This window comes from Amycolatopsis sp. NPDC051373, assembly GCF_040689465.1.
Classification (GTDB): domain Bacteria; phylum Actinomycetota; class Actinomycetes; order Mycobacteriales; family Pseudonocardiaceae; genus Amycolatopsis.
In genome coordinates this window covers 1-13,834 of record NZ_JBFBAE010000052.1, presented here as the reverse complement: position 1 = coordinate 13,834, position 13,834 = coordinate 1, and the positions used below count along the sequence as shown (strand labels likewise).

Genomic DNA, 13,834 nt, shown 5'->3' with positions numbered 1-13,834 from the left:
CTTCGTATCCGGCTCGTCCACTCAGGAGGCTCTGCCCGCGGGTTACCCCGCATCGGAGCGGGTAAGCCGGTCCGGTGACCTTCGAAGAGCAGCTCGACCGGCGGTGGCCGGCAGACTGGCCGATCCAGCCGTTCGGTGAACCCCGGTGGGCCCGGCAACGGCCGACGTACGGCGAATGCGACCCGGCCGTCATCGAGGCCGCCGTCAAACGGGCCGAGGCCCGGACGTCCGGGAACTGGTACGTGCTGGCAGCCAGCCGCGAGGTCCGGCGGGACAGACCCTTCGGCCGGAGCATCGGCGGGCAGGAGCTCATCGCTTGGCGCACGCGGTCCGGCGATCTGCGGGTCGGCCCCGGGGCGTGCCCGCACCTGGGTGCGCCCCTGGCTGAAGCGCGCCTCGACTGCGACGAACTGGTGTGCCGCTGGCACGGCCTGCGGGTCGGCGGCCGGGAGCGGGCGGGCTGGTCGCCTGTTCCGTCCTTCGACGACGGGGTGCTGGTCTGGGCGCGGCTGGACCGGCTCGGTGGCGAACCTCCGACCGCGGAACCCGCTGTGCCGGAGCGTCCCGAGCGCGGCGGGAGCGTGGACGCCGTCGCGACCGTGTCCGGCGTATGCGAGCCGGCCGACGTCGTCGCGAACCGTCTCGATCCCTGGCACGGCGCCTGCTTCCACCCGTACTCGTTCGCGCGGCTCAAGGTGCTCGACGCACCCGGGTGCACGGGCGTCGCCGACGAAGACGACCGCTTCCTCGTCGAGGTGACCTTCCGGCTGGCGGGGCGGTGGGGAGTGCCGGTGGTCGCCGAATTCGTTTGCCCCGGCCCGCGCACGGTGGTGATGCGCATCGTGGAGGGGGAGGGGAGGGGCAGCGTGGTCGAAACCCACGCCACCCCCCTGGGCATCGGGGTCGACGGGCATCCCCGGACCGCCGTCATCGAAGCGGTCGTCGCGGCGTCCGAGCGGGCCGGTTTCGAGGTCGCGCGCAAGGCCGCCGGTGCGCTCCGACCGCTGATCCGCCGGACCGCGGCGCGACTCTGGCGGGATGACCTCGCCTACGCCGAGCGCCGCTACCAGCTGCGGGCCACCGCTCGTTGACGAGGCAAGCCGCGCGGCGACGGGTACCTCCGGATCGCGGCTGTTGTCACTTCGTACCGGGCGCGGCCGGGGCCCTGCTGTGAGGGCTCGCGCCCCGGCCACTGGGCCCGATGGTGTGACCGCACGGCCTTGCCCGGCGAGGCAGAGTTCCAGCGGGCTCCGCATCGCAGGAGCGTCCCCGATGGCCTGTGCGGGTTTGGTCATGGGCGCGGCTCTGGTCGGCGTTCGCGGGGTCGTTCCCGCATCGGAACCGGTTGGTGGTTCCGGGGCCGGCACCGGCCAGGGCGGCCGGGCGGCACCGCCGGAGTATCCGGTGGCCTGGTGGTTGCTCGGTGTGTCGACGTTGCCTGGGCTGACGATGCACACGAGGACGCTGGGGTCGCCCCCGGCTTCCTGCTGCACCCAGCGCAACACCGCCGGCCGGCGCCCGTTCGACGCCGTCCGGGATCCGTGGTGGCGCACAGGACGTGCAGGTACTGCCGGGCGGAGTCGACGAGGTAGGCGTTGAGCTCGGCCCCGATCAGCCTGCCCGCGGCCTCGACGAGGCGGTGTAGCCGCTGGGGAGGAGCCGGCTCCGTACCAGTCAGGTCGGCGTGCCGGGAGGCGAGGAGGATGCCGCGATGCTGTCCGCCGCCGTCGGTCCCGTTCACCGACGTGGCCGGACGGCCGCGTGCAGCATCGCCTCGGCGTTGTCCTGCAACGGCGTGTGGGCTCACGAGGCCTCGTCCGCCAGCAGGAGAAACGCCATCTCCTCGGACACGTGGTCGCGGCCCATCACGGCTCCTTTGGCCGGGTCGACGATGTCCCTGGCTCGCAGCGCCGACCGCAGTTCGGTGCGAATCGCCGAGGTCGATCACCGAGCTTTCCTGCCACGCCGTCAGGCACGGCCCGGCCGACTGCACCGTCTCGGCGGTGAGCAGCAGGCCGGAAAGCCTGGCGAACTCGCCGGCGAGTTCGTCGGCCAAGCGCAGCTCGGAGTTCATCGGGTCCTTCTTCCCGCAATGCGAGTTGCCGGGCGGCTACCCGGCCGGGGTCGCGTCCAACCGGCACGCTGGTACGAGAAGCGAAACCGGTGTGCTCGCGCCGGACGCGGCCGACCTCACCGGGCACATGAAGCAGCACACGTCCACCTGGGCATGGGGGCGCCCGCCCTGCTGGTGCCCGGCAGCCGATCTTCGCGTCGGCGGGGAGGAACCGCTACCTCCCCGCCGGCCACGTCAGGAAACTGCCGGGGCCGATTCGGGACTGCCCGAGAGCTCCTTGATGAACTCGTGACACTGCTTCGCGCGAGCCGAGTCTTCTTCCATCACCCGACGGAAGAAGTCGGCGATGTCCTGTCGCTCGGCGTTGTCGGCGTCGCGCACGTACTGGCCGTAATCGTGGCCGGCTTTCAACGAGTGGTACTGCACGGATATCAGGTCGTACGTGACGTCGTCGAAACCGGTCTCTCCAGTGGCCATGTGGCGGGCTCCTCTCGAACATTACCGCTGTGGATGGGAAACACGGGCCGGTGTGGCACCGGCCGTGCGCTCGTGGTTCCCGCAGCCCACACCGGTAAACGTGGTTTGACCGGCCGGCGGGCGGGTATGTCCGCGGCGGCGGAGATGGAGGTGGTTCCGGTGGGTGGACCGCGCAGGGAGCCGGAAGGACCGACGAAGTTGTCGCGCGGCTCGTGGTGGGGGGTGCTCAGGCGCACGGTGCGGCAGTTCGGGAAGGACAACGTCACTGACTGGGCCGCTGCACTGACGTACTACGGCGTGCTGTCCATCTTCCCGGGCCTGGTGGTGCTGATCTCGGTGCTCGGACTGCTCGGACCGGGTGCCACGCAGACCGTGATCGACAACGTCAACCAGATCGTCCCGGGACAGGGCCGGCAGATCCTCGTGGGGGCGATCCGTGAGCTTTCGGGTTCCAGGGGGTTCGCCGGGCCGCTCGCGGTGATCGGGTTGCTAGGCGCGGTGTGGTCGGCATCGGGCTACCTCGGTGCGTTCATGCGCGCGGGCAATGCGATTTACGGCATGCCGGAAGGCCGGCCACTGTGGAAGATCCTGCCGCTGCGCGTGGCGCTGACGGTCGGCGTCGTGGTGGTCCTGGTGGTCTGCGCGCTCGGAGTCGTGGCGACGGGAACCGTCGCGCAGCGGCTGGGTGAGCTGCTCGGAGTGGGCCGGACCGGAGTCCTGGTGTGGGAGATCGCGAAGTGGCCGGTGATCGCGGTGCTCGTCAGCCTGGTGTTCGCACTGCTCTACTGGGCCGGACCCAACGTGCGGCAGCCGAGCTTCCGGTGGCTCACGCCGGGCGGACTGGTTGCCGTCGTGCTGTGGGTGCTGGCCTCGGCGGGATTCGCGCTGTATGTGGCCAATTTCGGTTCGTACAACAAGACGTACGGGTCGCTCGCCGGTGTCATCGTGTTCCTGGTCTGGCTCTGGATCTCCAACATCGCCCTGCTGCTCGGTGCCGAGCTGGACGCCGAGCTGGCCCGCGGCCGCCGGCTCGAGGCCGGCGGCGGGCGTGGTGAAGACGAGCCGTTCCTGCCGCCGCGTGACACCAGGGCGATGGACGCCGACGGAGCCGACGCCGTGGCCGGCGAGGTCTCTCGGGAATGAGCGCCGCGTCGACTGAGAGCGGGGCGGGTCATCCCCGCCGGCGTTCCCGTTGGCGCTCCTCGGTTTGGACGGGCGCTGGCGTGGTATTCGCTGTGCCCGGGGCACTCCGGCAGACATCGGCCGGCGAATCGTCTACGCCCGTGGAGGAAACCATGAGCACACCCGAATCGACCGGGTCACCGCGGAAAGCATGGAAGAAGACGCTGACTTCGGCGAGGAACACACCGAACCGACCTTCCGGGACCAACCTCCGGAGCCGTCGGGCACCAGGACGGAAGACGAGGGCGGCGGCGATCACGGCGGAATGGAGCCGCGGTAAGGCCGAGCACCCGGACGAAAGCGTGGTGCCGCATCTGCGTATGTCGGGTCTGGGACGCGAACCAGTTACGGGAGTTGAAGCGGTGTGAAGTGCCGCGAAGGCGCCGAGGCGCGAGGTGGTGGCCTGGACTTGGTGCTGTCCCTGACCAAGGATCAGATGGCTGCACTGGGAACCGACGCGGTGGAGCTGGCAGAGGCGCTGGACACGGTCCTGGTGGGGCTGGCGGCGATGCGGAAGGGGCGTGACGCCGAGTCGACGGGAGACGAGGCCAGTCTCGAGGACCGCCCGGGCGATACCGGACTCGCGTGGGATGAGCGGTTGCTGCGGGACGTGTGCGGACTGCTGGCCCATCTCGAGGGTGTGCGTTCCGCCGGCATCCGGGCGCACGCCCGCGACGGCGGGTCGTACGGTCAGCTGGCGGCGGCCATGGGCGTGTCCCGGACCACCGCGCAGCGTCGTCGGGACGACCTCGGGGAGCCGGGGCCGGCCGAGTTGTGGGCGACCGGAAGCCGCAGCGGGGTGAGCCACGCCGGCTCGCGGGTGCCGGACACGATGCGCTCGTGGTCGACGCCGTGGCCGGGATACATCCCGGTGGACATCACCCCGTCGGAACTCGTGGGCGCTGGACTGGAACGCAGCGTGCGCGAAGGTTGGGCTGATCCCTTCGCGACGCCGAGCGATGTCCCGGACTGGGCCGGCCGGCAGGCTGCTGCCCTGGTGCCGTACCGGCTCGATGAGCGGCGCCGGCCGCTGAACCCCACCGGCCGGACCGGACGATCTGGGCGGCACCTCGGAAGATGGGGCGAGAACCAGGCCGTGGACCCGATCGTCGTGGCCGGCGCCGGCGGCGCGGAACCACGGGTGCTGCTCATCCTGCGCCAGGACTGCGCGGAATGGGCCATCCCCGGCGGCATGGTCGATCCGGGCGAGACCGCCGCGCGTGCGCTGGTCCGCGAGTTGCGCGAAGAAACCGATGTAGACCTGGCCGGTATGGATCCGAAGATTCTGACGCGGACCTACGTGGACGACTGGCGGAACACCGACCACGCCTGGGCGTCGAGCACCGTGGCGCTCTACCAGATCGAGGAACCAGTTACGGCCACCGCGGGTGACGACGCGGCCGCGGTCTCGTGGTGTCCGTTCGCCAGCCTGGAGGGACTCGCGGCAGCGATCGAAGGTGCTGGAGGGAAGCTGTACGAGGGGCACCGGCCGCTGCTGTCGGCAGCTTTGAAGCACCTCCGCCTGGCCTGATGCTCCCTCGCCGGCCACCGCGTCAGGAAGAGCGTCACCTCCGGTCGGGAAAGACCGTGGCGGCCTGTGTACCCATCAGCGTGAGCTCGCCGTCGACGACGAGCGATGCGCCGGCACGTACTCGGCGGTGCAGATGGCCAGGAAAGCGATCGCGGCGGCGACTTCGCGGGCGTGGCCCGGCCGGCCGAAAGGAATACCGAGACGGTCCTGCGCTCTGGAGCCGGCTTCTGTCTGACCGGTCATTCGAGATCTCGCCCGGCGCCGCGGAGTTCACAGCGATCGCGTGCTTCGCGAGCGCCGGCACCCGCGACAGCGTGTGTTGGCCATCGTGCTCTGCGCGGGGTACTTCTGGTCGCCATCGTGGTGGCGACCTGTTTTCGGTCAATCGCATGCCAGGAGTGAAGACGCGACCGACGGCCGGTCCCGCCGGTTGATGCGGCCGGTGAGCCGGCCACTTCCGGCTGTCCTCAGCGCAGGCGGGTCGAGCCGGTGGTGCGACGGCACACGGTCGCACCACCGGCACCCGGACTCACGTCTGATCCTGCACGTTCTCCTTCGCTTGGCGCGCGTGGTCCCCGACGTCGCCGGCAGCGGACTGTGCTTCGTCCGAGACGGTCGAGACGGCCTCACCGGCCCTGGATTTGATCGACTCGGCGGTCCGCTGCACGGGCTCGGCCAGATTGTCCTTCATCTCCCGCGCGGCCTGCTCGACGGCTGGCTGGGCGTGTTCGCGCGCAAGATCCGTGGCTTGGCCCACGACCTCACGCTCCCGCTCGGACGTCGGCACCAACGAGGCGACCAGCCAGCCCGCGCCAAAGGCGATCAGGCCCGCGGCGAGCGGGTTGCCCTCGGTTCCTCGGCGAACCGACTTCGGGGCCTCACCAAGGGTTTCCGCCGCCGAAGACGCGGTGGATCGCACCTGGTCGGCCGCGTCGGAAGCCAAAGAACTGGTGTGGGACGCGACCGTACCGAGGGCGTCCTTGGCCGAAGGGATCTCCTCGGCCGTGCCCATCACCTTGTCCTTGGCATTCGTCATCGCCGAGCGCACACGCCCGACGCGCCGCTGCACGATCCGGCTGGGAGTCACCTTCTCGGTCAACGCGTTCACATCGGCACTCAGCTCCCGCTGGGTGGTCTCGATGTCGTCGCGGATCTGGTCCGGCTGGGTCATGTTCGCTCACCTCTGACAGCACCGGGGACCTGCTGGAGCGTGTCCACGGTCCGTTCTGGTTTCGGGTTGATTCGGCGCATCTCTCCGCGTCCTGTCGCGTACAGCACTACTCCGACCACAGCCCACACTGCCGCGACGATCAGCGCGGCCCAGCCGTGGTCCATCACGTTGGCCAAGCCCCACCACAGGGCCAGTGACAGGAACAGCAACACCATGTACCCGGCGAATCCCGCGCCGCCGAGCATTCCGGCGCCCTTGCCCGCTTTGCGGGCTTCGGACTTCATCTCGACCTTCGCCAGTTCGACCTCCTGGCGGACCAATGTGGAGAAGTCCCGCGTCACTTGCGTCATCAGCTCACCGACCGACACTTCCGACACGTCGGCGGTCGCAGTTCGGTGTGGCGGGGAGCTCGAAGGCTGGGTCATCACGCCACCCCCGACGACCTGGACCCCGGAACCGCGGGGTCGGGCTGCGGCGCGGTGAAGCCGCCCGGAGCAGCCGGATACTCCATCGCCGCCGGCGGTGGCGCTGTCAGCGGCTCGACCGGGTCCGCGCCGTTCGTCACGGAACTGGATGAAGCGCTGCCCGCGGATCGATCGTCTCCGCCGCCGGTTTGCGGCGAATCCTGCTGCTGGGCGAGCATTCCGCGGGTCAGCCGGCCGGCCAGGGCACCCGCGGCCGCGGCACTCGCCAGGAACAACGCGGGTCGACGGCGCGCGAATCCGCGGATCTCGCTCACCAGGTCCCCGGGTTGCCGTTCCTCGAGCCACTGCGCTGTCGAATGCGCGCGCTCGGACAGTTGGCGCGTCAAGTCCGGCCCGACACCGGGTCCGTCTGCGCGCTCGGCCATCACGCCAAGCTGGTCGGCCAGCGTGTGCAAGCTCTGGGCCGCCTTCTGCTGGCCGTCCCTGGCCTGGGACATCATGAGATCGCGGCTTTCCCGAAGCAGGTCGCGAGCGTCCTCTTTGGTCTCTGCCGCAACGTGTTTGGCCGTCGCCGCAGCTTTCTGCGCAACGTCACCGCTCCGCTCGGCTGCGGTCGAGGTAACCTCCTTCGCCTGGTCCATCGCAACCTCCGTCGCGCCCGGTGAACCGCCTGCGTGCTTCGGCGGCGATTGGCCGCCTCGTTCCTCTGTCATGTCGTCTCCCGCATATCAGCGCGTTGCCGCGCCCCTTGAACGGGCGGCGCGAATGTGCGACCACCCGCATTGGGCGGTGGGCTACCCTCGCCGCCCAAAGACAAACTGCGCGTTTTTTCAGCCGAACGTTGCGAGAGCCTCCTGGAGGGCGCGCGACTGGCGGCCAACTCGTCCACTCCTCGGTTTGGGCGGGCGTCGGCGCGACCGGGTCACTGCGGAGCCGGAACCGATCACGGACGGGGCTCCGCGCGGTGACCAGCGGCGTGGCGCGTGCCGGTTGCGCCCGGTGGGCAGGCCTGCTCCGAAGCTTTGATCAGTGCGTCGTAGACGGCGAGGTCGAGATCGCCGCTCAGCCTGTCCGGCAGGTTGTTGCCGCGAGCCCGGCCGGCGACGGCGTACCTCAGTTCGCTCGAGTCATGCGCGCCTGTCGGCTTGCGCCGGTGTGACGCAGGCTGAGGGTCGTCCGGCTCACTCGTCGGTGCCACGCACGGCGACTCCTCGTTGTCCGCTGATCAGCGGTCGTGAGGGGGTGCACGCCGCGGCGTACCGGCATCCCGTTGCAGGGCCCACGCGCTGCGGAGGAATTCCTGGTGGCGCGACCGCTCCGTGCGGCTGTGGCTTGCCCGCCGGCGGTGTCGGACAGGAACGTCGCCCGCGCGAACACGTGCGCGATGGCGGGATCCGTGTGGCGGAAGGATTTTTTCAGCTCCTCACCCAGCTCGGGGCGCTCCTCGTTGCCCATGATCGCGGGGGCCATGGTGGCCGGCCAGCCGCAGGTTCTGGTCGCGGCAGAACCCGTGGGCGAGCAGGTCAGCCCGGCGCCCGGCGGCGTGTCGCCCGGCGTCGCCGAGCCCCCGGGCTCCAGCCCGGGAACCTCATCCGGCTCGGGTCCGGGTGCGGTCGTGCGGTCACCTTCTCCTCGTCGAGGTCCGGTTCACCGGCTACCGCGAGGAGCGGTGGATAACACCGGCGGTTCCGCCGTTTCGGCAGGACCGTGTGCAGGAACAGCAGGCGCATGCGGCCAGGAACCCTGCGAACGCAAGTCCGCCGCTGCCCGCGAGCACGTCGGTGAGCAGCGCCAGCGCCGCCGTGACTTCGGCGAAGACGAACAACGCGTGCCAGCTGATGCGCTCGGCCGCGGCGCGCACTACGAACGCCCGGGCGGTGAACGACCTCGGCAGCAGTTCGGCTTGCGAATTCCCGCAACGCGCGGCGGTCGTCCGCCTCCGGCTTCGGGTGTCTCCCTGGTCAGCGGACGGGCTTGAGCGGGTCGTGGCCGAGCGACATGAGCCGGTGGCGCCAGTGCGCCTCCCCGGCGACGGGTTCGAGGTCCTCGCGCCGTTCGGCGCGTACGCGATCGACCACCGTGCGCATCACGGTCTCGTCGTGTTCGTCCACATCGGACCTGCGCTTGCCGAGGATCGCCAGCACGTCGTGACCCTTGGGGGTACCGGCCTGGTCGGGCAGCGGTTCGTCTTCGGGGCCGGCGTCTCGGGTGCGCAGCCAATCGGAGAGCTCACGGGAGGTCATGTTCACCACGCGGTGGAACTCCGTCCACAAGTCCTCGTCCATGCGGGTCACCTCCGGTTCGGGTTCGTCGGTTCAGGACTCGCCGACGGGCGGCGGGGCGGGTTCGTCGTCGTCGGCCGAAAGCTCGGGTTCCCGCCAGTCCTCGGCGCGCGTCGGGCCGTTGCCTTTCAGCTCGCCTTGCAGTTCGGCCTTGAGCTCGTCGTCCGCGCGGGGCGAGTGCTGGGCGCTTTCCCGGGACATGGGCACCTCCTCGATCGGTTCGGCGGCGGTTACCCGGTGATCCGCTTCGGAAACGCGGCCGTCGCCAGCTCGGCGACGGCGCGCACCACCTCCGCCGGGTCGACGCGCTCCAGGCAGGGGTGGCCGGGCACCGGGCAGACGCGCGCGCGGCTGTCGCGGCACGGCGCGTGCTGGTCGCCGAGCAGCGCCGCGGGCACGCCGTAGGGCGCCCAGCGCGCGGCCGGCACCACGGGCGCGAACAGCGACACGACCGGGGTCCCGGCCGCGGCGGCCAGGTGTGCCGCCCCGGTGTTGGGTGCGACGACGACCTGCGCGTCCGTCAGCACCGAAGCCAGCGCGGCCAGCGAAGTCCGGCCGCCGAGGTCCACGGCGCAGTGCCCGGCCACGTGCTTCGTGAGCTCGCGCTCGTCCCGCGCCCCGGTGACGACGACGCGATGCCCTTGCGCTGTCAGGGCGCGCACCAGCCGACGGCTCCAGTCGGCCGACGGGCGGCGCGCCGGCACGGACGCGCCCGGGTGGACCACGACGTATGGTCCGCCGCCGGTCAGATGGGTGGCGGGCGGGAGCGGCCGGCGCAGCGCCAGGCCGCCGTGGTCGCCGGGCGGCAGCCGGAATCCCGCCGCTTCCGCGAGCGAAAGCATGCGCACGGCTTCCGGTGGGTCGCCGTCGACGCGGTGGCGCAGGTCGAGCAGGCTGCCCGGGTAGTCCTCGGAGATCGCGCCGACCCACGGCACACCGGCCTGGCGCAGCAGCAGCGCGAGGGGCAGCGGCGACTGGTGGAACGACGTCAGGATCAGTGCCCGGTCCACGGCGCGCTCGCGGACCTCGTCGACGAACGCGCCGGTGTCCTCGGCGGTCGTGGGCGGCGGTTCCGGGTCGATCCACGGCGCGCGCCAGGTGAGGTGCTCGTCGACACCGGGCAGCAGCTCGCCGGCGGGGCGTCCGTTCGGCCCAGTCAGGAGCGTGACGCGCGAAGCGCCGGCGGCCACGGCGCGCACGCAGGGCCCGGCGAGCAGGACGTCGCCCAGGTTGTCCTGCCGGGCCACGAGGACGTGGGTCATCCGGCGACCCCGGCCAGACGCAGCGCCTCGGTCAGATCCCGCGCGACGGCGGCGTGGCGGCGTGCGTGCTCTACTTCGACGTCGAGCGTGCGCTCAGTCGGCACCAGTACCGCGCGGGCCCCGGCGGCGAGAGCGGCGCGGACGTCAGCCCCGGTGTCGCCGATGACCACACACGCCGCCGGGTCCACGCCCAGCTCGGCCGCAGCCCGCAGCACGAGGTCGGGCGCGGGTTTGCGGCACGCGCAACCGTCACCGTCGTCGTGGACGCACACCTGCCAAGTGCCGAACGGACCCAGCAGCTCCTCCACGCGCGAGTTCACCGCCGAGAGCTGTTCAGGCGTGATCAGTCCTTTCGCGACACCCGACTGGTTGCTGACGACCCCAACGGGCACCCCGCGTTCGCGCAGCCCGCGAACCAGATCGACGGCGCCGGGCACCGGGCGCACGCCGGCGGGGTCGTCGAGGTAGGGGACGTCGGTGATCAGCGTGTCGTCGCGGTCGAACAGCACTGCCACGGGCGGGCGGCGGCGCCGGGCGGAGATCTCGCCGCGCAGCCGGTGGTAGCAGGCGACCGGCGGGATGAGGACGCTGGTCACGACCATGCGCGCCACCTCGCCTGGCGTCAGGGGGCCGGCCGCGACGCGTCGTGCGGCGAACTCAGCCGTGAACCCGGCCCACACGCCGCCGGCGAGCACGGCTTTTCCGCGCCGGCCGGCCAAGGCGAACCCGAGCGCGGCGAGACCGGCCACTGTGGACACCGCGTGCTCGCCGAGCCGGCCGCGGCCGGCGGCGGTGCGCTGGCGCCAGAGCGCGCCGTGCTTGGCCCGCATCAGGGCGTTGTCGGCGTTGCCGCGCTGCGCTTTCACACTGGCGAAGAAGCCGGAGTTGCGGGCGGGGTGGGTGGTGAGCCTTTCCCCGCGTTCGATGCTGTGCCCGTTGAGCGTGACGCGCAGCGCGAGGTCGGAGTCTTCCCGGAACGCGCGCGGGAACCGTTCGTCGAACCCGCCGGCCTCGACGAGGGCGCTGCGCCGGTAGGCCATGTCGGCGGTGATCCACTGGGCGTGCTCGAGCCCGGCGGTGCCGCGCTCGTCGTCGGTCGGGGACCGGTCGCTCGGCAGCGGCACGGTGATCCGCGCCTGGGAAGCGGCAGCGTCCGGAGGGAGCGCGGCGAGGTCGTCGGCCAGCCGTCGGGGCCAGTCGTCGGCGAGCACCACGTCGTCGTCGACGAAGGCGATCCACTCGCTTTTCGCGGTGCGCCAGCCGAGGTTGCGGGCGGCCGCCGGACCGCGGCCGCCCGAGCGCAGCACGCGGACGCCGGCCGGCACGGCGAGCCGCTCGCCGCCGGGCCGATCGTCGACGACGAGAATTTCGGCCGGACGCGGCCCGTGGCCGGTGAGCAGGGTATTGAGCAGCGGCCGCAGGGCGTCGCGGCCCATCGTCGGGATGACCACGGCGTAGTCGGGTAAGGCAGTCACCGCAGCGGGCTACCCGGTGAGCGTCGGGCGAAACGGGTGTCGAACCGCGGCACGCGGGTAACCCCGGAGCGAAGCGAAGGAGGTGCGGATGACCGCAGGGACGATCGAAATCCGGAACCCGGCCGACGGGACCGTGGTGGGCGCGGTGCCCGTCGCCAGCGAGGACGAGCTCGACGCCGCACTGGCGCTGGCCGGGCGGACCTGGCCGGGCTGGGCGCGCACGCCGGCGGCCGAGCGCGGGGAGCTGCTGCACGCCGCGGCGGCGCGAGTGCGCGCGCACGTCGACGAATTGGCCGAGCGGAACGAGGCCGAGACCGGCCGCCCGCGGGCCGAAGCGGCCGAAGGCGTGCTCGCCGGCGCGGGCACGCTGGACCAGTACGCGGAGCTGGGCCCGGTCCACCGCGGGCGCAGCCTGCTGGGTGACTTCGGGGCCACGGACCTGATGGTTCCCGAACCGCGCGGGGTCGTCGTGGTGTTGACGCCGTGGAACGATCCGGTCGCCGTCGCGTGCGGGCTCATCGGCGCGGCCCTGATCACCGGCAACACCGTGGTGCACAAGCCGAGCGAGCGGGCGCCACACACTGGGGCACTGCTCGGGGACGTGCTCTCCGGCGCGCTGCCGCCTGGTGTGTTCCAGACCCTGCAAGGTGACGGCAGCGTCGGGGCCCTGCTGGCGATGCGGGAGGACGTCGACGTGATCGCCCACGTCGGCAGCACCGCGGCCGGGCGGTCGATCGCCGCGAGCGCGGCCGCGACCGGTGCGAAGACGTTGCTGGAAAACGGCGGCAACGACCCCGTGGTGATCGACGAGGACGTCGACCCCGTGTGGGCCGCCGCGCAGGTAGCGCTCGGTGCATTTGCCAACTCCGGGCAGATTTGTGTGGCCGTGGAACGGATCTACGTGCACGAGGCCGTTGCCGAGCCGTTCCTCGCCGCGCTGGTGAAGGAAGCGCAAGCGCGCACCCTGGCTCCGCTGGTCGATCTGCGCCACCGCGACCACGTGCACTCGCACGTCGAAGACGCCCTCACGCGTGGCGCGCGGGCGCTGACCGGGGGAGTGGTGCCCGACGGCCCGGGCGCGCACTACCCCGCCACCGTGCTGACGGATTGTGAGTCGGACTTGCGCGTGATGACGGAGGAAACGTTCGGCCCGGTCGCCCCGGTGCGAGTTGTCCCGAGTTTCGAAGCGGGGCTCGCCGAAGCCGCGCGCGGCGACTACGGACTCGCGGCGACCGTGCTGACCGCGTCGATGTCACGCGCGCAGCACGCCTGGCGTGAACTGCCCGCGGGCACGGTGAAGGTCAACGCCGTGTTCGGCGGCGCCCCCGGCGGGGCCTCGCACCCGCGGCGGCGCAGCGGAAACGGCTACGGCTACGGGCCCGAGCTGCTCGACGAGATGACGCAGACCAAGCTGGTGCACGTCGCACCGCCCGGGCCCTGACCGGCGAAGCCGAGCGCAGCGACCAGCCCTCGTGGACGATCGCCGCGCTCGGTGCGGTCCGCGGCTGGGTCAGGCTGTGTCCGACCGCCGGCGGTGGCATTCGGTGCACACCATCGTCTGTCCGAGCAGCGCGCCGTCGCCGGACAAGAGCCGGGCGACGTGGAGCGTCGGCTGGCCGCACTTCTCACACGGAATCGGCTGACTGTCCTGACTGATGATCATCCGGTTAGACACGGGATCTCCTGAGAGTGGTGGTCCGGACCGCGTACCCCCGTGCCTGAACCACACGCCTCCGGGCAGAGCCGGTCAGCAGTTCCTTCGGCGTCGACGTCGAGCAGCGTGTCGCCGAGGACGACCAGCGGCTTCACGCGGCGACCCCGAGCGCCTTGTCCAGTTCCTCGCACAGGGCGTGCACCAGGGCGAGGTGCATCTCCTGCACGGTGGCCACCGACGGCGCCTCGACCGTGACGGCGTCGTCGCACAGCGCCGCGAGCGGGTTGGGCGCGGGCCCGGT

The 13,834-nt window shown here is 71.6% G+C and carries 14 protein-coding genes and 2 pseudogenes; 4 read left to right on the top strand and 12 right to left on the bottom strand.

Features of this window, described 5'->3' with window-relative positions:
• Nucleotides 1-74 precede the first annotated feature (74 nt).
• On the top strand, nucleotides 75-1,091 hold the full coding sequence (locus AB0383_RS48885) for a DUF5914 domain-containing protein (RefSeq protein WP_366191471.1): 1,017 nt from the start codon (nucleotides 75-77) through the stop codon (nucleotides 1,089-1,091).
• 712 nt (nucleotides 1,092-1,803) lie between these two features.
• Here AB0383_RS48885 and AB0383_RS48880 read toward each other — a convergent pair.
• Entirely contained in the window at nucleotides 1,804-1,920 is a 117-nt protein-coding gene (locus AB0383_RS48880; protein WP_364190154.1) for an ANTAR domain-containing protein, read from the bottom strand.
• 388 nt (nucleotides 1,921-2,308) lie between these two features.
• On the bottom strand, nucleotides 2,309-2,551 hold the full coding sequence (locus AB0383_RS48875; protein ID WP_364190133.1) for an acyl carrier protein: 243 nt from the start codon (nucleotides 2,549-2,551) through the stop codon (nucleotides 2,309-2,311).
• Nucleotides 2,552-2,677: 126 nt separating this feature from the next.
• On the opposite strand from AB0383_RS48875, the gene AB0383_RS48870 reads away from it, so the two are divergent.
• Nucleotides 2,678-3,694, top strand: coding sequence for a YihY/virulence factor BrkB family protein (locus tag AB0383_RS48870; RefSeq protein ID WP_364190130.1), 1,017 nt, complete (start codon nucleotides 2,678-2,680; stop codon nucleotides 3,692-3,694).
• 475 nt (nucleotides 3,695-4,169) lie between these two features.
• The gene (locus tag AB0383_RS48865) at nucleotides 4,170-5,264 is read left to right on the top strand and encodes an NUDIX domain-containing protein (RefSeq protein WP_364190128.1); all 1,095 of its coding nucleotides are present in this window, start codon (nucleotides 4,170-4,172) and stop codon (nucleotides 5,262-5,264) included.
• Between the two features lie 75 nt (nucleotides 5,265-5,339).
• Here the strand turns inward: AB0383_RS48865 and AB0383_RS48860 are convergent, their stop codons facing one another.
• The 9 genes and pseudogenes from AB0383_RS48860 to AB0383_RS48820 form a co-directional block, all read right to left on the bottom strand.
• Nucleotides 5,340-5,507 (bottom strand): hypothetical protein, encoded by a 168-nt coding sequence (locus tag AB0383_RS48860; protein WP_364190125.1) that lies wholly within the window; start codon nucleotides 5,505-5,507, stop codon nucleotides 5,340-5,342.
• A 286-nt stretch (nucleotides 5,508-5,793) separates the two neighbouring features.
• Nucleotides 5,794-6,435, bottom strand: coding sequence for a DUF3618 domain-containing protein (locus AB0383_RS48855; RefSeq protein ID WP_364190122.1), 642 nt, complete (start codon nucleotides 6,433-6,435; stop codon nucleotides 5,794-5,796).
• The gene (locus AB0383_RS48850; protein WP_364190120.1) at nucleotides 6,432-6,785 is read right to left on the bottom strand and encodes a phage holin family protein; all 354 of its coding nucleotides are present in this window, start codon (nucleotides 6,783-6,785) and stop codon (nucleotides 6,432-6,434) included. Before AB0383_RS48850 ends, AB0383_RS48855 begins: the two co-directional genes overlap by 4 nt.
• 74 nt (nucleotides 6,786-6,859) lie before the next feature.
• Complete coding sequence (locus AB0383_RS48845; RefSeq protein ID WP_364190117.1) at nucleotides 6,860-7,501, bottom strand: hypothetical protein; 642 nt, start codon at nucleotides 7,499-7,501, stop codon at nucleotides 6,860-6,862.
• Between the two features lie 472 nt (nucleotides 7,502-7,973).
• A pseudogene (locus AB0383_RS48840) lies at nucleotides 7,974-8,462 on the bottom strand (DUF6480 family protein); the annotation flags it as partial.
• Between the two features lie 359 nt (nucleotides 8,463-8,821).
• On the bottom strand, nucleotides 8,822-9,145 hold the full coding sequence (locus AB0383_RS48835; RefSeq protein WP_364190114.1) for a DUF3140 domain-containing protein: 324 nt from the start codon (nucleotides 9,143-9,145) through the stop codon (nucleotides 8,822-8,824).
• A gap of 30 nt (nucleotides 9,146-9,175) precedes the next feature.
• The gene (locus AB0383_RS48830) at nucleotides 9,176-9,343 is read right to left on the bottom strand and encodes a hypothetical protein (protein WP_364190111.1); all 168 of its coding nucleotides are present in this window, start codon (nucleotides 9,341-9,343) and stop codon (nucleotides 9,176-9,178) included.
• Nucleotides 9,344-9,372: 29 nt separating this feature from the next.
• On the bottom strand, nucleotides 9,373-10,404 hold the full coding sequence (locus AB0383_RS48825) for a glycosyltransferase family 9 protein (protein WP_364190108.1): 1,032 nt from the start codon (nucleotides 10,402-10,404) through the stop codon (nucleotides 9,373-9,375).
• A complete protein-coding gene (locus AB0383_RS48820; protein ID WP_364190105.1) occupies nucleotides 10,401-11,879 on the bottom strand; it encodes an HAD-IIIA family hydrolase in 1,479 nt (492 codons plus the stop codon). The genes AB0383_RS48825 and AB0383_RS48820 overlap by 4 nt, the downstream gene beginning before the upstream one ends.
• An 88-nt stretch (nucleotides 11,880-11,967) precedes the next feature.
• Here AB0383_RS48820 and AB0383_RS48815 point away from each other — a divergent pair, with 88 nt between their 5' ends.
• Entirely contained in the window at nucleotides 11,968-13,320 is a 1,353-nt protein-coding gene (locus AB0383_RS48815) for an aldehyde dehydrogenase family protein (RefSeq protein ID WP_364190102.1), read from the top strand.
• 364 nt (nucleotides 13,321-13,684) lie between these two features.
• Here the strand turns inward: AB0383_RS48815 and AB0383_RS48810 are convergent.
• Nucleotides 13,685-13,834, bottom strand: a pseudogene (locus tag AB0383_RS48810) (phosphoheptose isomerase); the annotation flags it as partial.